Origin of the sequence: Streptomyces sp. NPDC048825 (assembly GCF_043198355.1) — a bacterium.
GTDB classification, from domain to species: Bacteria; Actinomycetota; Actinomycetes; order Streptomycetales; family Streptomycetaceae; genus Streptomyces; species Streptomyces xiangluensis.
Genome location: NZ_JBICUR010000016.1, coordinates 43,659 through 65,324, shown reverse-complemented (window position 1 = coordinate 65,324; position 21,666 = coordinate 43,659). Strand labels below are relative to the sequence as shown.

At 69.9% G+C, this 21,666-nt stretch carries 16 protein-coding genes; 6 read left to right on the top strand and 10 right to left on the bottom strand.

The annotated features are described in order from the left end of the window. Nucleotides 1-21: 21 nt before the first annotated feature. Both pruA and ACGFNK_RS32785 read right to left on the bottom strand, forming a co-directional pair. Nucleotides 22-1,653 (bottom strand): L-glutamate gamma-semialdehyde dehydrogenase, encoded by a 1,632-nt coding sequence (gene pruA / locus ACGFNK_RS32790; RefSeq protein ID WP_393421712.1) that lies wholly within the window; start codon nucleotides 1,651-1,653, stop codon nucleotides 22-24. A gap of 253 nt (nucleotides 1,654-1,906) precedes the next feature. Beyond that, a complete protein-coding gene (locus ACGFNK_RS32785; RefSeq protein WP_386356697.1) occupies nucleotides 1,907-2,833 on the bottom strand; it encodes a proline dehydrogenase family protein in 927 nt (308 codons plus the stop codon). A 179-nt stretch (nucleotides 2,834-3,012) separates the two neighbouring features. On the opposite strand from ACGFNK_RS32785, the gene ACGFNK_RS32780 reads away from it, so the two are divergent. After that, nucleotides 3,013-4,206, top strand: a complete 1,194-nt coding sequence (locus ACGFNK_RS32780; RefSeq protein WP_393421710.1) for a PucR family transcriptional regulator — start codon at nucleotides 3,013-3,015, stop codon at nucleotides 4,204-4,206. A 20-nt stretch (nucleotides 4,207-4,226) separates the two neighbouring features. Here ACGFNK_RS32780 and ACGFNK_RS32775 read toward each other — a convergent pair whose 3' ends face one another. Continuing rightward, a complete protein-coding gene (locus ACGFNK_RS32775; RefSeq protein WP_393421949.1) occupies nucleotides 4,227-4,718 on the bottom strand; it encodes an SRPBCC family protein in 492 nt (163 codons plus the stop codon). A gap of 5 nt (nucleotides 4,719-4,723) precedes the next feature. Next, nucleotides 4,724-5,107 (bottom strand): metalloregulator ArsR/SmtB family transcription factor, encoded by a 384-nt coding sequence (locus tag ACGFNK_RS32770; RefSeq protein WP_393421708.1) that lies wholly within the window; start codon nucleotides 5,105-5,107, stop codon nucleotides 4,724-4,726. 164 nt (nucleotides 5,108-5,271) lie between these two features. On the opposite strand from ACGFNK_RS32770, the gene ACGFNK_RS32765 reads away from it, so the two are divergent. The 4 genes from ACGFNK_RS32765 to ACGFNK_RS32750 are packed head-to-tail and all read left to right on the top strand — an operon-like array spanning nucleotide 5,272 to nucleotide 10,446. After that, nucleotides 5,272-6,762 carry an ABC transporter substrate-binding protein gene (locus ACGFNK_RS32765; RefSeq protein ID WP_393421706.1) on the top strand — a complete coding sequence of 497 codons (1,491 nt, stop codon included), beginning with the start codon at nucleotides 5,272-5,274 and terminating at the stop codon, nucleotides 6,760-6,762. Further along, complete coding sequence (locus tag ACGFNK_RS32760; protein WP_393421704.1) at nucleotides 6,759-8,621, top strand: ABC transporter permease subunit; 1,863 nt, start codon at nucleotides 6,759-6,761, stop codon at nucleotides 8,619-8,621. The genes ACGFNK_RS32765 and ACGFNK_RS32760 overlap by 4 nt, the downstream gene beginning before the upstream one ends. Continuing rightward, nucleotides 8,618-9,754: an ABC transporter ATP-binding protein gene (locus ACGFNK_RS32755; RefSeq protein ID WP_393421702.1), complete on the top strand. Its 1,137-nt coding sequence runs from the start codon at nucleotides 8,618-8,620 to the stop codon at nucleotides 9,752-9,754. The genes ACGFNK_RS32760 and ACGFNK_RS32755 overlap by 4 nt, the downstream gene beginning before the upstream one ends. Further along, entirely contained in the window at nucleotides 9,751-10,446 is a 696-nt protein-coding gene (locus ACGFNK_RS32750) for an ABC transporter ATP-binding protein (RefSeq protein ID WP_393421700.1), read from the top strand. The genes ACGFNK_RS32755 and ACGFNK_RS32750 overlap by 4 nt, the downstream gene beginning before the upstream one ends. On the opposite strand, the gene ACGFNK_RS32745 is transcribed toward ACGFNK_RS32750, so the two are convergent. Next, on the bottom strand, nucleotides 10,433-11,026 hold the full coding sequence (locus ACGFNK_RS32745) for a TetR/AcrR family transcriptional regulator (RefSeq protein ID WP_393421698.1): 594 nt from the start codon (nucleotides 11,024-11,026) through the stop codon (nucleotides 10,433-10,435). The genes ACGFNK_RS32750 and ACGFNK_RS32745 overlap by 14 nt on opposite strands. Nucleotides 11,027-11,121: 95 nt before the next feature. Between ACGFNK_RS32745 and ACGFNK_RS32740 the strand changes: the two genes are divergently transcribed. Then, on the top strand, nucleotides 11,122-12,678 hold the full coding sequence (locus ACGFNK_RS32740) for an MFS transporter (protein ID WP_393421696.1): 1,557 nt from the start codon (nucleotides 11,122-11,124) through the stop codon (nucleotides 12,676-12,678). A 73-nt stretch (nucleotides 12,679-12,751) separates the two neighbouring features. Here the strand turns inward: ACGFNK_RS32740 and serA are convergent, their stop codons facing one another. The 5 genes from serA to ACGFNK_RS32715 all read right to left on the bottom strand — a co-directional run bounded on the left by serA (nucleotide 12,752) and on the right by ACGFNK_RS32715 (nucleotide 21,520). Then, nucleotides 12,752-14,353, bottom strand: a complete 1,602-nt coding sequence (serA, locus tag ACGFNK_RS32735; protein ID WP_393421694.1) for a phosphoglycerate dehydrogenase — start codon at nucleotides 14,351-14,353, stop codon at nucleotides 12,752-12,754. Nucleotides 14,354-14,602: 249 nt separating this feature from the next. Then, a complete protein-coding gene (gene ilvC / locus ACGFNK_RS32730; protein ID WP_386356671.1) occupies nucleotides 14,603-15,604 on the bottom strand; it encodes a ketol-acid reductoisomerase in 1,002 nt (333 codons plus the stop codon). Between the two features lie 130 nt (nucleotides 15,605-15,734). After that, the gene (ilvN, locus tag ACGFNK_RS32725; RefSeq protein ID WP_344392540.1) at nucleotides 15,735-16,259 is read right to left on the bottom strand and encodes an acetolactate synthase small subunit; all 525 of its coding nucleotides are present in this window, start codon (nucleotides 16,257-16,259) and stop codon (nucleotides 15,735-15,737) included. A 20-nt stretch (nucleotides 16,260-16,279) separates the two neighbouring features. Beyond that, a complete protein-coding gene (locus ACGFNK_RS32720) occupies nucleotides 16,280-18,130 on the bottom strand; it encodes an acetolactate synthase large subunit (RefSeq protein WP_386356668.1) in 1,851 nt (616 codons plus the stop codon). Nucleotides 18,131-18,364: 234 nt separating this feature from the next. Beyond that, complete coding sequence (locus ACGFNK_RS32715; protein WP_393421691.1) at nucleotides 18,365-21,520, bottom strand: putative bifunctional diguanylate cyclase/phosphodiesterase; 3,156 nt, start codon at nucleotides 21,518-21,520, stop codon at nucleotides 18,365-18,367. Nucleotides 21,521-21,666 lie beyond the last annotated feature (146 nt).

The following is a 21,666-nucleotide window of genomic DNA, read 5'->3' as shown; positions in this document are numbered from 1 at the left end:
TTCGGCGGTCCGACGACCGGATCAGCCCATGTGCGGGTACGGGTAGTCCGTCGGCGGGACCAGGGTTTCCTTGACGGCTCGGGTGAGGGTCCAGCGCTGGAGGTTCTGGGGGGCGCCGGCCTTGTCGTTGGTGCCGGAGTTGCGGCCGCCGCCGAAGGGCTGCTGGCCGACGACGGCGCCGGTGGACTTGTCGTTGATGTAGAAGTTGCCGGCGGCGTAGCGGAGTTTCTCCGCGGTGTATGCCGCCGCCGCGCGGTCGTTCGCGATGACGGCGCCCGTGAGCGCGTAGTCGGACACCGACTCCATCTGGGCCAGCATCTCCTCGTACTTCTCGTCGTCGTAGACGTGCACCGCGAGGAACGGGCCGAAGTACTCCGTCGTGAAGACCTCGTTGGCCGGGTCGGAGCACTCGACGACGGTCGGGCGGACGAAGTAGCCCACCGAGTCGTCGTACGAACCGCCCGCGACGATCGTGCACTTCGGGTCCTCCGCGGCCCGGTCGATCGCCGCCTTGTTCTTCGCGAAGGCGCGCTCATCGATGACGGCACCGATGAAGTTCGACAGATCGGTGACGTCACCCATCTTGATGCCGTCGACCTCGGCCGCGAACTCCTCCTTGAAACCGGCGTTCCAGATGGAGGCCGGGATGTACGCGCGGGAGGTCGCCGAACACTTCTGGCCCTGGTACTCGAAGGCGCCCCGGGTCAGCGCGGTCTTCAGCACGGCGCGGTCCGCGGAGGGATGCGCGACGAGGAAGTCCTTGCCGCCCGTCTCGCCGACCAGACGCGGGTACGTGCGGTACTTGTCGATGTTCGCGCCGACCGTCTTCCACAGGTGCCGGAACGTCTTCGTCGAGCCGGTGAAGTGGATGCCCGCGAGGTCACGGTGGTTCAGGGCGACCTCGGAGACGGCCAGACCGTCGCCCGTCACCAGGTTGATGACGCCCTTGGGCAGGCCCGCCTCCTCCAGCAGCTGCATGAGCAGGACGGCCGCGTGGGTCTGCGTCGGGGACGGCTTCCACACGACGACGTTGCCCATGAGGGCGGGCGCGGTCGGCAGGTTGCCCGCGATCGCCGAGAAGTTGAACGGCGTGATCGCGTAGACGAAGCCCTCCAGCGGGCGGTGGTCGAGGCGGTTCCAGACGCCCGTCGAGTTCGCCACGGGCTGCTCGGCGAGCAGGTCACGGGCGTACTTGACGTTGAAGCGCCAGAAGTCGATCAGTTCGCAGGGGGTGTCGATCTCGGCCTGCTGCGCGGTCTTCGACTGGCCGAGCATGGTGGAGGCGGCCAGTGTCTCGCGCCAGGTCGTGGACAGCAGCTCGGCGGCGCGCAGGATGATCGCGGCGCGGTCGTCGAAGGACATCGCGCGCCAGGCGGGCGCGGCGGCCAGGGCCGCGTCGATCGCGTCCTGCGCGTCCTGCTGCGTCGCGTTGCGGAAGGTGCCGAGCACGGCCTTGTGGTTGTGCGGCTGCACGACCTGGAACGGCTCGCCACCGCCCATCCGCTTCTCGCCGCCGATGGTGCAGGGAAGGTCGATGGGGTTCTCGGCCAGCTCCTTGAGCTTGGCCTCGAGCCGGGCGCGCTCGGGAGAGCCGGGGGCGTAGCCGTGCACCGGCTCGTTGACGGGGGTGGGGACCTGGGTCACAGCGTCCATGAGCTACCTCTTCCGAGTGAATGCCGGCCTTCGGCCCACGAGAGCCGAAGTTGTGTACGTATGTTGGGCGGCGGTCAGGGCTTGACCGTCATGAGCTCGCTGCGGCGTGCGAGTGAGAAGCCCCCACGGGGGCGGAGTCACGTTTTCCGTAACTCCTTTCCGGAAAACCGGGTCGACACAGTCGACCGTCGGGCGGTAGCTGCCGTCACCCGGGATGCACCCGGATGTCGACAGCTGCCGCCCACCCACAGCGTCAGCCCTTGGTGAGGATCGAGCGGGCGAAGAAGCGCAGGTTGGCCGGCTTCTCCGCCAGCCGGCGCATGAAGTAGCCGTACCAATCGGTGCCGTAGGCCGTGTAGACGCGTACGCGGTGGCCCTCGGCGGCGAGCCGGGTCTGCTCCTCGCCGCGGATGCCGTACAGCATCTGGAACTCGTAGTCTTCGAGTTTGCGTCCCACGCGCCGGGCCAGCTCCTGGGTGATGGCGATGAGGCGTGGGTCGTGGGACCCGATCATCGGGTAGCCCTCGCCCTCCATCAGGATCTTCAGGATGCGGACGTACGCCTTGTCGATCTCGGCCTTCTTCTGGAACGCGACCGACGCGGGCTCCTTGTACGCCCCTTTCACGATACGCACGCGGCTGCCGCTCGCGGCGAGACGGCGGGCGTCGGCCTCGGTGCGGTACAGGTAGGCCTGGATCACGCAGCCGGTCTGCGGGAAGTCCTTCCGCAGCTCCTGGTGGATGGCGAACATCGAGTCGAGCGTGGTGTGGTCCTCAGCGTCCAGCGTGACCGTGGTGCCGATGCGAGCGGCGGCCTCGACGACGGGACGGACGTTGGCGAGCGCCAGCTCATGGCCGTCCGGGAGCGCCTGGCCGAACAAGGACAGCTTGACCGACATCTCGGCCCGCTCGCCCAGGCCGAGACCTTCGAGGTGGTCGATCAGCTGCAGATACGCGTCGCGCGCCGCCGTGGACTGCTCGGGCGTGGTGATGTCCTCGCCGACCACGTCCAGGCTGACCTCCAGCCCCCGGTCGGTGAGGTGTTTGACGACCGGTACGGCGTCGTCGACCGACTCACCGGCGATGAACCGCTCGACGACCGGCTTCGTCACCGGCGCCGCCGACACCAGGCGGCGCATCCTGTCGCTGCGCGAGGCGGCGAGAATCACGGGTCCCAACACGGGGCAACCTCCACAACAGCGACCAGCAGGGGGCCGTGACCGGACGTTCGCGGGTGAACGCCTCGGCGACGGCGCGGAGAACCACCGTGAAACTTAAGGATCCCTCCGATCGTGGACCATCGACAGACGTCACGCATCCGTGCCCTGGATCTCAGACATCTGTATGAAGGGCGCGGGAAATGCGGGAGAATGCCCGAGTGAAAGGCGACTACCAGGAACTGGTCGACGAGATCTCGGGCCTCCTCGGCGCCCCCGCGACGCTGGAGAACCGGGACTTCGAGCTGATCGCCTTCGGCGCGTACGACAGCGACAGCGAGATCGACGAGTCAGCCCTGGACCCCGTGCGCACCCGCTCGATCCTCACCCGCCGCTCCACCACGGCGGTCCGCACCTGGTTCGAGGGCTTCGGCATCGCCCATGCCACCGGCCCGGTCCGTATCCCGCCGACGCCGGAGGCCGGGGTGTACCGGGGGCGCGTCTGCCTTCCGGTACGCCATCGGGAGCTCGTCCTCGGTTACGTATGGCTGCTCACCGACGATGCGGGCCCCACAGAGGAGCAGCTCGACGCGGCCATGGAGGTGGCAGCCCGGATCGGCGACCTCCTGGCGGACGAGGCCCAGGCGGGCGCGGATCTGACCCGTGAACTGCGCGCCGTCCTGACCGCCGAGCGCGGCTGGCCGCGGGACATGGCGGTGGCGGAACTCCGTACGGCACTGGGCGTGCGCGGCGAGGGACTGCACACGATGGTCTGCGTGACCCCGTGGCCGTCCGCCGACCCGGACGACGCGCCTTCGGTCCGTACGATCCCGGGGGCGACGGCCCTGTGCACGGTCCCCTGGGGCACCACCGGCCAGAGCCTCGCCCTGCTGGTGCGGCTGCGCTCGTCGACGGTGCTGACACCGGCGACTTCGGCGGCTGCGCGGCTGCTGAGGGAGGCTGAGGGGACGAGAACGGCCTCGGAAAGCCCGGCGGCGGGAATCGCGGCGCCCCGAAGTGGCCTCGCCGAACTGGGTGCCGCCTGGCAGGAGGCCTCGGCCGCGGCCGGTGCGGCTCTGGCCGAACCGGGGATCGGCCCGATCGCCGAGTGGGCCGCCATCGGCCCGTACCGCCTGCTGACGGCGCTGCCCGCGGAGGCGGCCCACGACCCCGTCGTGGTCCCCCTGCTGGACCCGGCCCACCGTGAACTGGCTCGCACCGCCGAGGCGTTCCTCGACTGCGCGGGGCAGGCGGGCCGCACGGCGGCCCACCTGGGCATCCACCGCCAGACCCTCTACTACCGCCTCTCCCGCGTCGAACAGCTCACCGGCCTGGACCTGGACGACGGCGAGGACCGCCTCCTCCTGCACATGACGCTGAAGGCACACCGCCTATAGCCGCTGCCGGCCGGCGAGGCTCAGGCCAGGGACTCGAAGTAGGCCTTCTGGGCGGGGTAGTAGTCGTCGAAGTCGGGGCGGGGGCCGTCCGTGCGGGCGGCGGTGAGCATGTCCAGGTAGTACTCCCAGCCGGGGCCGGTCGAGCCGAGGTCCTCCGTGGAGGTGAGGTGGTGGACCAGGCGGAGCTCGGTGGTGCCGTCGGTCTCGGCCAGGAGCAGTTCAAGGGACCAGACGCCGCTCTCGTCCTCAGTCGTGACGGCGAGCCGGTGCGGCGGTTCGCAGGCTTCGATGCGCATCGGCATCCAGGGTGCCGACTCCTCGAAGGCCATCTGCGCCTCGATGGTGCGGCCCGGCGCCGCCTCGCCGCGCCACGGCCCGAACCAGCGGGCGGTGCGCTCCGGCTCGGTGACACTCGCCCAGACGTCGTCGACGGGGGCACGGTAGGTGCGGGTGAGGATCAGGTCGTATCCCGTCGGAGTGGGTACGAGCCGCCCGGTAGGTTCAGAGGTGATGCCGGTCATGCCGTGTCCTCCCTGGAGTGGTGCGCGGTGTCGGTGGGCTGTGCCCGGTCGCGGTCCCGGCGCGTGCGGTGCACTTCGGTGTCCAGTGCCGCGAGGCGCGTCGGCCAGTCGAGGTGCCGTTCGTCGAACTGGGTGAGCCATGCGGCCAGTCCGCCCAGCCGGGAGCGTACGAGCGAGTAACGCCGATGCCGTCCCACCTGCTCGTCCCGCACCAGGCCGCTCTCCCGCAGCACCCGCAGATGGCGGCTCACCGCGGGCCGGCTGATGGTGAACCGTGAGGCGATCTCGCCCGCGGTCAGCGGGGCATGGCGCAGCATGACCAGGATCTCCCGGCGCACCGGATCGGCGACGGCGTCGGCCACCTCGGTCAGTTCGTCCACGACTGAAGCGTAACCCACAGGTTACGCGTTGACCCAGTCTTCGGGACTGCCCCCTGGGGCCGCCCACCGGACCGACGAGATCCGGACGCCACTACTGAAAACGATTATCATCATGCTACGGTCAGGCATTCGCCCCCTTGACCACCCCTTTACCGGAGGGTCCCGTGCGTCTGCCCGCCCGCCTTCTCCCCGTGTCCGCGGTCGCCGCCGCGTCCGCCCTGCTCACCGGCTGCTTCTCGGGAGCCGCTTCGGACAGCTCCGCCGAGGGCGGCGAAAAGCGCGTACGCGTCGCGCACATGCTGCCGCCGCGCTCCGGGCTCTCGCCGCTGTCCGACGACGCGTTCAAGCTGTCCCGCTGGTCGACCGCCGAGACGCTCGTCAAGCTCGACGCGGAGGGCGACGCCCAACCCGCGCTCGCCACCAAGTGGCAGCAGAACGGGAAGACTTGGACCTTCGAGATACGTGGCGGCGTGACCTTCCACGACGGTACGAAGCTCACCGCCGAGGCCGTCGTACGGTCGCTCACCGAGGCCGTCGGCGCCTCCCCCAAGCCCCGCATCCTCGACGGCGTGGACCTGACCGTGAAGGCCCGGGGCGACTCGGTCGCCGTCACCACCGCCACCGAGGACCCGCTCGTCCCGCAGCGGCTGAGCTCGCCGCAGCTGTCGATCCTGGCGGCGAAGGCGTATGAGGGGAAGACGGTCAGCCCCGTCGGCGCGGGCACCGGTCCCTTCGAGCTGAAGAAGGTGAACGGCACGTCCTCCGCGTCCCTCGACCGCTACGACGACTACTGGGGCGGCAAGGCCAAGTCCCCCGGAATCGACGTGAAGTTCGTGCCCGACGGCACCGCCCGCGCCGCCGCCCTGCGCAGCGGCGAGGCCGACGTCGTCGAGGCTCTGCCGGTCTCGCAGGCCGCGCTGCTCGAGGAGGACCAGATCACCGAGGTGCCGATGCCGCGCACCAACACCTTGTACCTGAACACCTCCGAAGGTCCTTTCGAGGACGCCTCGTTGCGGGCCGCCGCCCGCGAGGCCATCGACGCCGAGTCGATCGTCAAGGGTGTGTACGAGGACCGCGCCGACGTCGCCGAGGGCCTGCTCGGGCCCGCCCTGCCGTGGGCCGCCGGCCTGCGCTCGCCGGTGCAGCGCGCCAAGGCCGGTGACCCGGCCGGGAAGGCCATCACCATCGGTACGTTCACCGACCGCGCCGAACTGCCCGAGGTGGCCCAGACGCTGCAACAGCAGCTGCAGAAGGCCGGGTTCAAGGTGAAGCTGGACGTCCGCGAGTACGCCAACATCGAGTCCGACGCGCTGGCGGGCAAGTTCGACGCCTTCATCCTGTCCCGGGCGACCGTGCTCGACTCCGGCGACCCGGCCGCGTACCTCTACAGCGACTTCGGGTCCAAGGGTTCCTTCAACATCTCCCAGCTGTCGGACAAGACCGTCGACGCGGCCCTGGACAAGGCCACCGCGATGAAGTCCGGTGACGCGCGCCGCAAGGCCGTTGTCGACGCCGAGGCCGCGGTGCTCGCCACCGACGCCGCCGTACCGATGCTGCACGAGCGGGTCATCCAGGGCGACGCGGCCGGCGTCGTGGACGTCGCGCACGACCCGCGCGAGCGCGAGCTGATCACCATGGAGACGTACGTCAAGTGACGCTCGTGGCACGCCTGTTGAAGACCGCGTGGACCCCGGGCAGCCGAGCCGGACTCACCCGGCTCGGCTGCCTCGTGGCCGTCCTCGCCACCGTCGGACTGCTCCCCTGGCTCTCCGGCCGCGACCCCGCGCTCACCGTGCTGCGCGCCCGGTCCGCCGAGCAGGAGGCGACACCCGAGGCACTGGCCGCGATCCGCGCGGACCTCGGCCTGGACGCGGGTCCCCTTCCCCTGCTGGGGGCTTGGGCCTCCGGACTGCTGCGCGGCGACCTCGGCACCTCGTGGGTGTCGGGCACCGACGTACTGCCGTCGGTCGTCGCCGGGCTCCAGGTGTCGCTGTCCCTGATGGGCGCGGCCCTCGTCCTCGCGCTGCTGGTCACCTGCGCCCTGGTCGCGCCCGTGCTCATACGCGCCCGGGGGTCGGCAGGATCGTTCGCCGCGATGCTCGCCGCGATGCCCGAATTCCTGCTCGCCACACTCGCGTTGCTCGTGGGCGGTGTGTGGCTGGGCTGGCTGCCGACATCTGGCTGGATCGGCCCGCAGTACATGGTGTTGCCCGCGCTCGCCCTGGGCATCCCCGCGGGCGGTCTGCTCGGCCGCCTGGTCGCCGACGCGCTGCCCGCGGTCCTCGAAGAGCGGTGGGTCGAACTGTGGCGGGGGGCCGGGGTCGGTCAGGCACGAATCTCGGCCGCCGCGCTGCGTCGCGTACTGCCGCCGCTGGTACCGCAGTTCGGCATGGTCTCCGTCGGTCTTACGGGCGGGGCGGTCGCAGTGGAGGTCGTGTTCGCGGTTCCCGGCATCGGGCGTACGGCGCTGGGGGCGGCCAAGTCGCAGGACCTGCCGCTGCTCCAGGGTTCGGTCCTCGCGCTGCTCACGCTGGGCCTGGTCGCGGGCGCGCTGGCGGCCCTCGTACGGCGCCGGCTGCTGGGCCCGGCGCTGCGGGACGCGGGGCTGACGCTGCCCGCGGCCCGCCCGGTCCGCGCGCACCCGGCCGTTCCGGTGGCGCTCGCAGCCGTACTGCTGACCTGTATCGGCTGGGGGCTGGCGCGCGATCCGTACGCTGTGGACACGACCGTCCGCCTCCAGGCGCCGTCCTGGGCGTACCCGCTCGGCACGGACGGTCTCGGCCGTGACGTGCTGGCCCGGCTCGGGCACGGCGCGGCGTCGACGGTCGGCACCGCGGCAGCGGTCTGCCTGGCCGGCCTGGTCCTCGCGCTCGCCCTGGGCTTCGTGCCGTCCGTGGCGTCCGGTGCCGCGGACATCGCCAACGCCCTGCCGCCGGTCATCGTCGGCATCCTGGTCGCCGCGGTCTCGGGACCCGGCACAGGGGGCGCGGCGCTCGCGGTGGCCATGATCTCTTGGCCGGCGCTCTCGGCCCACGCGGCGGCACTGGTCCAGGAGGTGCGCGCCTCGACGTTCCTGCACGCCCAACGGGCCATCGGCGCAACGCCGTGGTGGATTCTCACGCGTCACGTGCTGCCCTCCGTGACGGCCCCGGTCGCCCGCCACGCCCTCCTGCGCCTGCCGGGCATCGCCTTGGCCCTGGCCTCCCTCGGCTTCCTCGGCCTCGGCGCCCAGCCGCCCGCTCCGGAGTGGGGGCTGCTGCTGGACGAGTCCCGCGCGTATGTGGAACGGGCGCCGTGGGCGGCGCTGGCTCCGGCGGTCGCACTGGCGGTGATGGCGGGGCTGGCGGTGTCTTTGGCGGCATACGCCGAGAGGGGTGCGAGGGGAGCGGGGGCCGCGGCTCGGGTCCGTTCGGCTTCGGGGCGGGGCCGGTTCGCTGTCGCCTTCGCTTCGCTCCGTTCGCCCAAGGCGCCGCCCGATTCGCCCAAGCTGTCTCTCGAGGAGTCCGCCCGATGAGCACACTGACTACCGAAGTCCTCGCATCCGTACAGGACTTGCGCATCTCCTTCGGTGCCGTCGAAGCGGTACGGGGCCTCTCCTTCGACGTACACGAGGGCGAAGTCCTTGCCGTGGTGGGCGAGTCGGGCGCGGGCAAGTCGCTGACGGCACGGGCGCTGCTGGGCATGCCGCCGCGTGGGGCGACGGTGACGGGGAGCGTACGACTGGGCGCGGACGAACTCGTCGACGCGCCTCGCTCCGTACGCTCCGGCCTCTGGGGCCGCCGCATCGCCCTCGTCCCCCAGGACGCGCTCTCGGCCCTCTCCCCCGTACACCAGGTGGCCGACCAACTCGCCGCCGCCGTACGGTCCGTGGACGGTGTCTCCCGCAAGGAGGCGCGGGCCCGTGCGGTGGCCGCGCTGGAGGAGGTGGGCATCGCACCGGACAAGGCACGGGCGTACCCGCACGAGTTCTCCGGCGGCATGCGCCAACGGGCGGTCATCGCCATGGCGATGCTCCACCAGCCGGACCTGGTCATCGCCGACGAACCGACAACGGCACAGGACCCGGAGACGCAGAAACAGGTGCTCGACCTGCTGGCTCGCCGCACAGGGGCCGCGGGCGCCGCGCTGGTCCTGGTCACGCATGACCTCGCGGCTGTACGGGAGCACGCCGATCGGATGTTGGTGATGTACGCGGGGCGGTTGGTGGAAGCGGGGCCGGTGGACGAGGTGTTCGGGCAGCCTCGGGCTCCTTATACGGCGGGCTTGCTGGCGTCGGTGCCGGTGCCGGTGCCGGTGGACGATGGGATGCTGGAGACGTCGGCTCAGGGGGCGCCCCGTCAGGGGCGCGGGGCTCTGACATCTGCGGCTACGCCGCGTGGGCGCGACGAGCCGAAGACGACCCGCAGCTTGTCGACTGCCATACCCGCGGAGCGAAAGCGGCGGCTCCCAGCCATCGTCGGAGCACCACCCAACCCCACCGACCTCCCCCCCGGCTGCGCCTTCCAACCTCGCTGCCCCTTGGCGGACGCCACCCGCTGCCGTACGGAGCAACCCGAACCCGAAACCCGGGACGCCCGCACCGTCGCCTGCCATCGCTGGCGCGAACTGCCCGACAACCCCGCCGAGTTGTTCCTGGAGTCGGTGTGAGCGATGTGAGACACGTCAGCCCCCTCCTGGACGTACGCGACCTCGTAGTCCGCCACGGCACCCGCACCACCGTGGACCATGTCTCCTTCGACATCGCCCACGGCGAAACGCTGGGCCTCATCGGCCCCTCGGGCTGCGGCAAGTCGTCCACCGCCATGGCCGTACTGCAACTGCGCCGCCCCGACAGCGGCGAAGTCTGGTTCGACGGACAGGAGTTGACCGCACTGGACGAGCGGCGGCTGCGGCCGCTCAGGCAGGCGATGCAACCCGTGTTCCAGGACCCGTACGGATCGCTCAGCCCTCGCCACCGGATCCGCGACGCCGTCGCGGAACCCCTGCGCGTACAAGGGAGTTGGGACCGCACCACAGGCCCCGCCCGCGTCACCGAGCTGCTGGAGCAGGTCGGCCTGGACCCGGCGCACGGCGACCGCCGCCCGCACGAGCTGTCCGGCGGACAGTGCCAACGCGCCGGTATCGCCCGCGCGTTGGCCTGTGAGCCCAAGCTCCTGATCCTCGACGAACCGGTCTCCGCCCTCGACCCGTCACTGCGCGCCGGAATCCTGAACCTCCTGGCCGAGCTGCAGGAACGCCTGGGCCTGGGCTACCTGTTCATCTGCCACGACATGGCGCTCGTACGCCACTTCTGCGACCGCGTCGCGGAGATGCGGGACGGCCGCATCAGCCCTTCGTAGCCCTGGCCGCCCCGGCGATGACCTGGCGCAGCCCCTCGGCGAGCTGCTCCGCGCCGGGCGCGGTCTTCGGGTCGAACGTCCACTGCGCGATCAGACCCGTCATCAGGGTCACGTAGAACATGCCGAGGGTGTCCGCGGTCTCGTCGGTGACGTCCTCCTCGCGCCCGCCCATCAGCATCGGAACGAGCCCGCGCGCGGCCTCCCGCTGCGCCAGTGCCAGATGATCGCGCACCTCGGGCATCTGGTCGCCCATGGCCAGGGCCTCCATGCTGAGGTGCCAGATCGAACCCGGATCCCGCATGGTGCCGATGATGTTCGACCACACCCCCTGGAAGCGTTCGAGGGAGCCGGGCTCGGTGTCGCTCAGGGCCCTCCCGTCCCCCTCGAAGGCGTCGCCCATCCCCTCGACCAGCGACACGTACGCCTGCGCCAGCAGCGCGTCCTTCGAGCCGTAGTGATAGCCGATCGAGGCCAGGTTGGTCCCCGACTCCTTGACGATGTCGCGCGCGGTCGTACGCGCGAACCCCTTCGCCAGCAGGCAGCGCTTGGCGCCTTCGAGCAGATCCTCACGGTGTCCCATGCGGCCACTCTACTCCGATTCATACGTCCGTCCTATACGATCGACTTACACAAACGTTCTAGACACGCGTTTAAGACGGTCGTACATTGCTCGGCATGACGAATCCGACGAGCACGACCACCGATCCCGCGCCCCTTGCCGGCCGCCGTGAATGGTTCGCGACCGGTGTCCTGATGCTGCCGCTGCTCCTGGTCTCGATGGACGTCTCCGTCCTCTACTTCGCGATCCCGGACATCAGCGCCGACCTGGAGCCGTCCGGCACGCAGCAACTGTGGATCTTCGACATGTACGCCTTCGTGCTCGCCGGACTGCTGATGACGATGGGCTCGCTGGGCGACCACATCGGCCGCCGCAGGCTGCTCCTGTTCGGCGCGGCGGCCTTCGGTGCGGCCTCGCTGGTGGCGGCGTACGCGAACAGCGCCGAGATGCTGATCGCGGCCCGCGCGGTGCTCGGCATCGGCGGGGCGACGCTGATGCCCTCGACGCTGGCGCTCATCCGCACGATGTTCACGGACCAGGCCCAGCGCGCCAAGGCGATCGGCCTGTGGTCGGGCGTCATGACGGCCGGCGTCGCGCTCGGCTCGGTGATGAGCGGTTTCCTTGTCCAGCACTTCTGGTGGGGCTCTGTCTTCCTGGTGAACCTGCCCGCGATGGTCCTGCTGCTGATCCTCGGCCCGATCCTGCTCCCCGAGTCGAAGAACCCGGCGCCGGGCGGATTCGACCTGCTGAGCGTGCCGCTGTCCATGGCCGCTGTCCTGCCGGTGATCTACGGCCTCAAGGAGATCTCCTCCGAGGGCTGGAACGTCCGCTACGCCATGTCGGTGACCGTCGGCCTGCTCTTCGCCGCGCTCTTCGTCCATCGCCAGCGCACCACTGCCTCGCCGATGATCTCGCCCGAGCTGTTCCGCGGCCGTGGCTTCGCCCCCGCCGTCTCGCTGAACCTGCTCTCCATGTTCGCGATGATGGGCTCGGCGTACTTCACCACGCAGTACCTCCAGTCGGTCCTCGGCAAGAGCTCCATGGAGGCCGCGCTGTGGGGGCTGCTGCCCAGCACGCTGGTGGGGATCGCCGCGCCGGTGGCCGCGCAGCGGGGTGCAAACCGGGCGCACGTCGTCGCCGGGGGCTTCGTGGTCGCCGCCTGCGGTTACGGGATGCTCACCGTCGCCGGCACGGACTCGTTGTGGCTGGTGCTGGGCGGTGCCGCGGTCATCGCCTCCGGGATCGTCGTCGTGATGTCCCAGATGATGGACCTGGCGCTGGGCACCGTACCGGTCGAGAAGGCCGGCACGGCCTCCTCGGTCCTGGAGACCGGCGCGGAGTTCGGCGGCGCACTGGGCATGGCGGTCCTCGGCTCCATAGGCACCGCGGTGTACCGCGACGGGATCCCGGCCTCGGCTCCGGGCCCGGCCCACGAGACGCTCGGCGGCGCCCTGGCCGTGGCCGGTCAGATGCCCGGCCGGGCGGGCGAAGCCCTGGCGACGGCGGCCCGCGAGGCCTTCACCAACGGCATGCAGGCGGCGGCGATCGCCGCGACGGTGCTTCTGCTGGGGGCGGCGGTCCTGGCGTCGGCGACACTGCGGCGGGTGCGGGTACGCGAGGTGAAGGCCACGGAGTGCGCGTGCGAGTCCGACTCCGAGAAGGCCCTCGCCTGAGCGCGGCCTTCCCCCATATGGAAAGGGTCCGAGCCACCTGCGCGGTGGCTCGGACCCTTACGTGAACGAAGCGTCAGACCAGGTTGACCGACCGAGCCGACGTCGCGCCGATTTCCTCGGCCAGCTCATTGAGCACGTTCTGCGGAACCGTGTCGTCCACCGTCAGGATCGCCAGTGCCTCGCCACCCAGGTCCGTACGAGCGACCTGCATGCCCGCGATGTTGATGCCGGCCTCGCCGAGGATGCGGCCGAGGGTGCCGACGACGCCCGGGCGGTCGACGTACTTGAAGACGACCATGTGGTCGGCGAGGGCGAGATCCACGTCGTACTCACCCACGGCGACGATCTTCTGGTGGTGCTTCGGTCCGGCCAGCGTGCCGGAGACCGACACCTCCTCGCCGTTGCCGAGCGTGCCGCGCACGGTCACCACATTGCGGTGGTCCGGCGACTCCGAGCTGGTGGTCAGCCGCACCTCGACGCCCCGCTCCTGCGCGAACAGCGGAGCGTTGACATACGACACGGTCTCGTCGACGACATCCTCGAACACGCCCTTCAGAGCGGAGAGTTCGAGCACCTTGACGTCGTGCTGGGTGATCTCGCCGTACACCTCGACGTCGAGGCGGGCCGCTACCTCGCCCGCGAGCGCGGTGAAGATGCGGCCGAGGTTCTCGGCGAGCGGCAGACCCGGCTTGACGTCCTCGGCGATGACGCCGCCCTGGACGTTCACAGCGTCCGGGACGAGCTCGCCGGCGAGGGCGAGGCGCACCGACCTGGCGACGGCGATACCGGCCTTCTCCTGCGCCTCGTCCGTGGAGGCACCGAGGTGCGGGGTGCAGACGACCTGGTCCAGCTCGAAGAGCGGGGAGTCCGTGCAGGGCTCCTTCGCGTACACATCGAGGCCCGCGCCCGCGACGCGGCCCTCCTTGAGCGCCGAGTACAGCGCCTCCTCGTCGACGATCCCGCCACGCGCGGCGTTCACGATCCGCACCGACGGCTTGACCTTGTGCAGCGCGTCGTGGCCGATGAGGCCGAGGGTCTCGGGGGTCTTCGGCAGGTGCACGGTGATGAAGTCCGAGACCTCGAGCAGCTCGTCGAGGGACAGGACCTTCACGCCCATCTGCGCGGCCCGCGCGGGCTGCACATACGGGTCGTACGCCACGACCTTCATGCCGAAGGCCGACATGCGCTGTGCGACGAGCGCGCCGATGCGGCCGAGGCCGACGACACCGAGGGTCTTCTCGGCGAGCTCGACGCCCGTGTACTTGGAGCGCTTCCACTCGCCGTTCTTGAGCGCCGTGTTGGCCTGCGGAATGTGGCGCGCGGTGGCCAGGAGCAGGCCGCAGGCGAGCTCGGCGGCGGTGACGATGTTGGAGGTCGGTGCGTTGACGACCATCACGCCGGCCTTGGTGGCGGACGAGACGTCGACGTTGTCCAGGCCGACGCCGGCTCGTGCGACGACCTTGAGCTTGCCGGCGGCCGCGATGGCCTCGGCGTCGACCTTGGTGGCGGAGCGGATCAGGATCGCGTCGACCTCGGCGATGGCCGGGAGCAGTTCGGCTCGGTCCGCTCCGTTGCAGTGCCGGATCTCGAAGTCCGGGCCCAGGGCGTCGACAGTCGCGGGCGACAGCTCTTCAGCGATGAGTACGACCGGTTTGCCGTTGGCAGCAGTGCTCACGTGAGTCCTCACAAGTCCAATGCGGACGGCCGTCCCGACGGCCGCAAGCGGTGGAGGGGGTTGCCGCGTGGAAGACGCACGACGCTGTGGCCCGACGCGTATGTAATGCAGCAGTCTAGTGCCGCGTGGGAGGTCATCCTGCGCCTCCGCGGAAGGATCACTCATCCGTGGCTGCAGGCCGTGGACGAGTGGTTACCGGGGGTTCGGCAAAGGGGCCGCAGCGGATCGCTGCGGCCCCGTGCCTACGGCTTACGCCTCTTCGTCATTGACCCAGCTCATGAGCTTACGCAGCTCCTTGCCCGTGGTCTCCAGCAGCGACTCGGCGTCCTGCTTCTTGTACTCGTTGTACTTCTTCAGACCGCCGTGGTATTCGGCCATCCACTCGCGGGCGAACGAACCGTCCTGGATCTCGGCGAGGACCTTCTTCATCTCGGCCTTGGTGGCGTCCGTGATGATCCGCGGGCCGGTGACGTAGTCGCCCCACTCGGCGGTCTCGGAGATCGACCAGCGCATCTTGTCCAGGCCGCCCTCGTACATGAGGTCCACGATCAGCTTCAGCTCGTGCAGGCACTCGAAGTACGCGATCTCCGGCTGGTAGCCGGCCTCGGTCAGCGTCTCGAAACCGGCCTTGACCAGCGCGGCCGTACCACCGCACAGGACGACCTGCTCACCGAACAGGTCGGTCTCGGTCTCCTCGGTGAACGTCGTCTTGATGACACCGGCGCGGGTGCCGCCGATGCCCTTGGCGTACGAGAGAGCCAGCGCGAAGGCGTTGCCCGTCGCGTCCTGCTCGACGGCCGCGATACACGGAACTCCGCGGCCCTCCTCGTACTGACGGCGCACGAGGTGGCCCGGCCCCTTGGGGGCGACCATGCACACGTCGACGTTCGCCGGGGGCTTGATGAAGTCGAAGCGGATGTTCAGGCCGTGACCGAAGAACAGCGCGTCGCCGTCCTTGAGGTTGTCCTTGATGGACTCCTCGTAGACCTGCGCCTGGATCGGGTCCGGCACCAGGATCATGATGACGTCGGCTTCGGCGGCGGCCTCCGACGGCGTCACCACGCGCAGCCCCTGCTCCTCGGCCTTCGCCTTGGACTTGGAGCCCTCGTGCAGACCGACGCGGACGTCGACACCCGAGTCGCGCAGCGACAGCGCGTGGGCGTGGCCCTGGCTGCCGTAGCCGATGACCGCGACCTTGCGGCCCTGGATGATGGACAGGTCGGCGTCAGCGTCGTAGAACAGCTCGGCCACTTTGGGTTCTCTCCTCGGGAGTGCAGGTGTTGCGTCCCACCGTATGACGGTGAGGGGAAGGGAAGTTTCGCGGTCTCGGAATACGGGCGGCCCGCTCCCCTTTTCGGAGCTCGACCGCCCGTATCAGGACTTACGCAGAACGGTCCAGCGCGCGCAGCGACCGGTCCGTGATCGAACGTGCGCCGCGGCCGATCGCGATCGTGCCGGACTGGACGAGTTCCTTGATACCGAAGGGTTCCAGCATCTTGAGCATGGCGGACAGCTTGTCGCTGGAGCCGGTGGCCTCGATGGTGACGGCCTCCGGGGAGACGTCGACCGTCTTGGCGCGGAACAGCTGGACGATCTCGACGATCTGTGAGCGGGTCTCGTTGTCGGCGCGGACCTTCACCAGAACGAGTTCCCGCTGAACGGCCGAGCCCGCCTCGAGTTCGACGATCTTCAGGACGTTGACGAGCTTGTTGAGCTGCTTGGTGACCTGTTCGAGCGGAAGGTCCTCGACATTCACCACGATGGTGATGCGGGAGATGTCGGGGTGCTCGGTGACACCGACGGCGAGCGAGTCGATGTTGAAGCCGCGGCGGGAGAACAGGGCGGTGATCCGGGCGAGGACACCGGGCTTGTTCTCGACCAGGACGGAGAGCGTGTGCTTGGACATTTCTCGGTGGTCTCTCTCGCTCAGTCGTCTTCGTTGTCGCCGAAGTCGGGGCGGACGTCCCGGGCGGCCATGATCGTGTCGTTCGAGGTGCCGGCGGCGACCATCGGCCAGACCATCGCGTCCTCGTGGACGATGAAGTCGACGACGACGGGGCGGTCGTTGATGGAGTTCGCCTCTTCGATGACCTTGTCCAGGTCGTCCGGGGACTCGCAGCGGATGGCGTGGCAGCCCATGGCCTCCGACAGCTTCACGAAGTCGGGGACCCGGGTGCCGGCGCTCGGCTGCCTGCCGTCCGCCTCCGGGCCGCTGTGCAGCACGGTGTTGGAGTAGCGCTGGTTGTAGAAGAGGGTCTGCCACTGGCGGACCATCCCGAGGGCGCCGTTGTTGATGATGGCGACCTTGATCGGGATGTTGTTCAGGGCGCAGGTGGTGAGCTCCTGATTTGTCATCTGGAAGCAGCCGTCGCCGTCGACCGCCCAGACCGTACGGTCCGGCTGCCCCGCCTTGGCTCCCATGGCGGCCGGGACCGCGTAGCCCATGGTTCCGGCGCCGCCGGAATTGAGCCAGGTCGCGGGCTTCTCGTACTGGATGAAGTGCGCGGCCCACATCTGGTGCTGGCCGACACCCGCCGTGAAGATCGTGCCGTCCGGGGCGAGCTGCCCGATGCGCTCGATGACGTGTTGCGGCGAGAGCGAGCCGTCGTCGGGCTGGTCGTAGCCGAGCGGGTAGTTGTCGCGCCAGCGGCTGAGGTCCTTCCACCAGGCGCTGTAGTCGCCGGTGTTGCCCTCGCTGTGCTCCTTCTGCACAGCCTGGACCAGGTCGGCGATGACCTCGCGGGCATCCCCGACGATCGGCACGTCGGCGGCGCGGTTCTTGCCGATCTCGGCCGGGTCGATATCGGCGTGGACGATCTTGGCGTACGGGGCGAAGCTGTCCAGCTTGCCGGTGACGCGGTCGTCGAAGCGGGCTCCGAGGGCGACGATCAGGTCGGCCTTCTGCAGCGCGGTGACGGCGGTGACCGAACCGTGCATGCCCGGCATTCCCACGTGCAGCGGGTGGCTGTCGGGGAATGCGCCGAGCGCCATCAGGGTGGTGGTGACGGGCGCTTCGGTGAGTTCTGCGAGGACCTTCAGCTCGGCGGTCGCGCCGGCCTTGATGACGCCGCCGCCGACGTACAGGACGGGCCGCTTGGCGGCGGTGATCAGCTTGGCTGCCTCGCGGATCTGCTTGGCGTGCGGCTTGGTCACCGGGCGGTAGCCGGGCAGGTCCATGGTCGGCGGCCATGTGAAGGTGGTCTTCGCCTGGAGGATGTCCTTGGGGATGTCGACCAGGACCGGTCCCGGGCGGCCGGTGGAAGCGATGTGGAACGCCTGCGCGATCGCCTGGGGGATGTCCTCCGCCTTGGTGACAAGGAAGCTGTGCTTGGTGATCGGCATGGTGATGCCGACGATGTCCGCCTCCTGGAAGGCGTCCGTACCGATCGCCTTGGACACGACCTGCCCGGTGATCGCGACCAGCGGCACGGAGTCCATGTGCGCGTCCGCGATCGGGGTGACCAGGTTGGTGGCGCCCGGCCCGGACGTTGCCATGCACACCCCGACCTTGCCGGTGGCCTGCGCGTAACCGGTGGCCGCGTGGCCGGCGCCCTGCTCGTGGCGGACCAGCACGTGACGCACCAGTTTGGAGTCCATCATCGGGTCGTACGCCGGCAGGATGGTGCCGCCGGGGATGCCGAATACCGTGTCGGCCCCAACCTCCTCGAGAGAACGGATGAGGGACTGCGCACCCGTGACGTGCTCGGGCGCGGACGGCTGCCCTGAGGAACGGGGCCGCGGCTGCGGATGGTGGGCCCCGGTGGCCTGCTCGGTCATCGGCATTCTCTTCTCGATGCTGAGGGTTTTTGCGAGGTTTGTGCGAAGTTCGACTGGTGCTGGTGCAACAAAAAACCCCTCGTGCCGTGAGGCAAGCGAGGGGAGCGCGTCGGGTGCGGTCGCTGGGAGTTCCGGTTCATCGATCCGGTCGTTCCCAGCTCAGCCGACGCGCTTTCCAAGTACGAGAATTCGGGTGCGCATGGCACAGACCCTCTCCCCAGCACACTGTGCCTGTCAAGTGGGTGGGACGGGAGTCTCATTATGTGAGCGCAGAGCCGTCCCTGTGGCGTACACCCCCGAAGGGCCGCCCACCGCATACGCACCGGAGCCTCCACCTGCGTAAACACCGCCCACCGAGCCGCTGACGAGGACCGGCTCGGCCGGGCGGCCGGGCAGGGGGTAGCGGCCGGAGGCCAGCGCGCGGCGCAGCCGGACCTCGTCGAGCGGTTCGGAGAACGCCATGCCCTGGCCGTGGGTGCAGCCCATGTCGCGCAGGGCGGCGACCTGCTCGGGCCGGTCCACACCGTCGGCCACCGATTGCAGCCCGAGATCACCGGCGATACGGATCAGCCCACTGGTGATCTTGTGCAGCCGGGCCGACTCGACGACGCCCTCGACCAGAGAGCGGTCGAGCTTCAGTACGTCGACCGGGAGGCGCCGTAGCGCGGTGATCGTCGCGTAGCCGCTGCCGAAGCCGTCCAGGGCGATCCGGACGCCGAGACGCCTGAGCGCGCTCAGGCGGCGCTCCAACTCGTCCAGGGAGTCCTGGGGATCCGTTTCGGCCAGTTCGATGACCAAGGCACCGGAGGCCACGCCGTGCCGGGTCAGCAGGGCCTCGATGGAACTGAGGGGCATCGAACGGTCGAGGAGCCGGCGGGCGCCCATCCGGACGGCGACGGGCACGGCGAGCCCGGTGGCACCGCGCTCGGCGGCCTGCTCGATGGCCTCCTCCAGCATCCAGCGGCCGAGCTCGGCGGTGCGGTCGCTGTCCTCGGAGACGCGCAGGAAGTCGGCGGGCGTGAGCAGCGCGCCCTGCGCCGAGCGCCAGCGCGCCTGCGCGACGACCCTCTCGATCCGGCCGGTGTCGAGACAGACCACGGGCTGGTGCAGCAGCGCGAACTCGCCGTCGTGCAGGGCGGCCCGCAGCCGGGTCGCGAGTTCCGCCTTCCGTACGACGTCCTGCTGCATCTGTGGCGCGTACAGCTCGACGCGGCCCTTGCCCGCGGCCTTGGCGCGGTACATCGCCAGGTCGGCGTTACGCAGCAACTCGCCCGCACCCAGGCCTGGTTCGGCGAAGGCGACGCCGATGGAGGCGGCCACCCGGACATCGTTGCCGTCGATGGAGTACGGCTGCGAGAGGGTGACGCGGAGCCGGTCGGCGAGCTCGAAAATGTGGCGCTCGCGCGCGGTGCGGTCGCGGGTGCCGTCGCCGACGATGAGGGCCGCGAACTCGTCGCCGCCGAGCCGGGCGGCGGTGTCCCCCTGCCGTACGGCGTCCTGGAGTCTGCGGGCGGCCTGGACGAGCAGCTCGTCGCCGGCCTGGTGCCCGATCGTGTCGTTGACGGCCTTGAATCCGTCGAGGTCGATGAAGAGCACGGCGGTGCCGCGGTCGGAGGAGCGGCGGCCGGAGAGCGCCTGCTGGACGCGCCGGGTGAACAGGGCTCGGTTGGGCAGGTCGGTGAGTGGGTCGTGCTCGGCGTTGTGCTGCAACTGGGCCTGGAGGCGCACCCGTTCGGTCACGTCACGGCTGTTGAAGATGAGGCCGCCGTTGTGCCGGTTGACGGTCGACTCGACGTTGAGCCAGCCGCCGTCGCCGGACCGGAAGCGGCATTCGATGCGCGTAGTGGGTTCCTCAAGTGGGCTGGCAGCGAGGAAGCGGCGCACCTCGTGCACTACGCAGCCCAAGTCCTCCGGGTGGATGAAGGAGGCGAGTTCGGTCCCTTCGAGTTCCTCCGCGGGCCGTCCGTAGACTCCGGCGGCGGCCGGGCTGACGTAGTGGAGCATGCCGTTCGGCGTGGCGATCATGATGACGTCGCTGGAGCCCTGCACCAGGGAGCGGAAGTGGTTCTCCTTCTGGGCCAGTTCCTGGGTGAGGGTGATGTTGTCGAGCAGCATGATGCCCTGGCGCACGACAAGGGCGAGTACGACCGTGCCGCCGGTGATGAGCACCACGCGGTCGACGCTTCTGCCGTTGAGCACGTTGTAGAGGATGCCCAACGTGCAGACGGCCGCGGCCAGATAGGGCGTGAGTGCCGCGAGCGAACCGGCGATGGGCCGGCCCGCCGGATGCCGACTGGGACCTTCTTCCTGGAGGGGCACCTGGGCCGGTTGTTCCGACAGGGGTGCCGCTTGTCCCGGTCGGGGCCGTGGCACGTAGCCGAACACCACGCGCGTGTGCCCCTCTTCTTCCGTTTCCGTCTGTCCTTGTCGGTGCCCCACCCAGGGGGCGTAGGCGAGCAGCAGCGAACCGGCGAACCAGCCGGCGTCGAGCAACTGGCCCGAGCGGTAGTCGTTGTGCAGCAGTGGTGAGGTGAACAGCGCGTCGCACATCACCGTCAGGGCGAGGGCACCTATGGCGGTGTTCACCGCGGACCTGTGGACGGACGATCGCCTGAAGTGCAGCGCCAGGACCATGCTGATCAGGGCGATGTCCAGTAGGGGGTACGCCAGCGACAGCGCGGTGTGCGCGACGCTCGGTCCCCCGGCCTTGGCCGCCTGGGCGAGCGCGAGGCTCCAGGAGAGCGTGAGCAGCGAGCCGCCTATCAGCCAGGCGTCCAGGGCGAGGCAGATCCAGCCGGACTTGGTCACGGGCCGTTTGGCGAACACCAGCAGTCCCACGATGGCCGGTGGGGCGAAGCACAGGAAGAACAGGTCGGCGTAGCTGGGGCTGGGTATCGGGCGGGACAGGACGACCTCGTACCAGCCCCAGACGAAGTTGCCCGCCGCTGTCATCGCGGAGGAGAGGGCGAAAAGCAGCCAGGCGGGGCGAAAGCGGCTGCGGCCGGGCCGGGCGCCGAGGAAGCAGGAGACGGCCGCGATGGCCGCTGCCGCGCTCAACCCGAAGTCACCCATGATCAACGCGAGCGTCTGCGAGCCCCAGCTGAAGGCGCAGCCGATGGTGTATCCCGCGCACACCAGGACCAGCACCACTTGCGGGACCAGGCTCGTGCCGCCGTCGGTCAGCGGGCGGCGGGCCAGCAGCGCCCCCTGGGAGCTCACTGTGTCCCTCCGGTCCGCGCCGCCCCCGAGTCCCTCTGGTCCCGGCTTGCCGGATGTGCGTGCCGCCTGCGGCCGCTGGGCCTGCGGTGGTGCGGGTGGCTGTGGCCGCTTCTGTGTGGTGCGTGCGAGGTTCGTCGTCGGCGGCCCCGCCGCGTCGGATCGTTGGTCCATAGGCCGTACATCGCCCGTCGCCCCCCTCACAGTCCACTGTCTCGTCCCCGGCGCCGTTCGGTGCCCGGCGCATCCCCTGTCCGGACGATACACCAGTCTCGTCACTCAGGGACATAGGCCCTCTACTCTCCGTGACGACCAGTGGT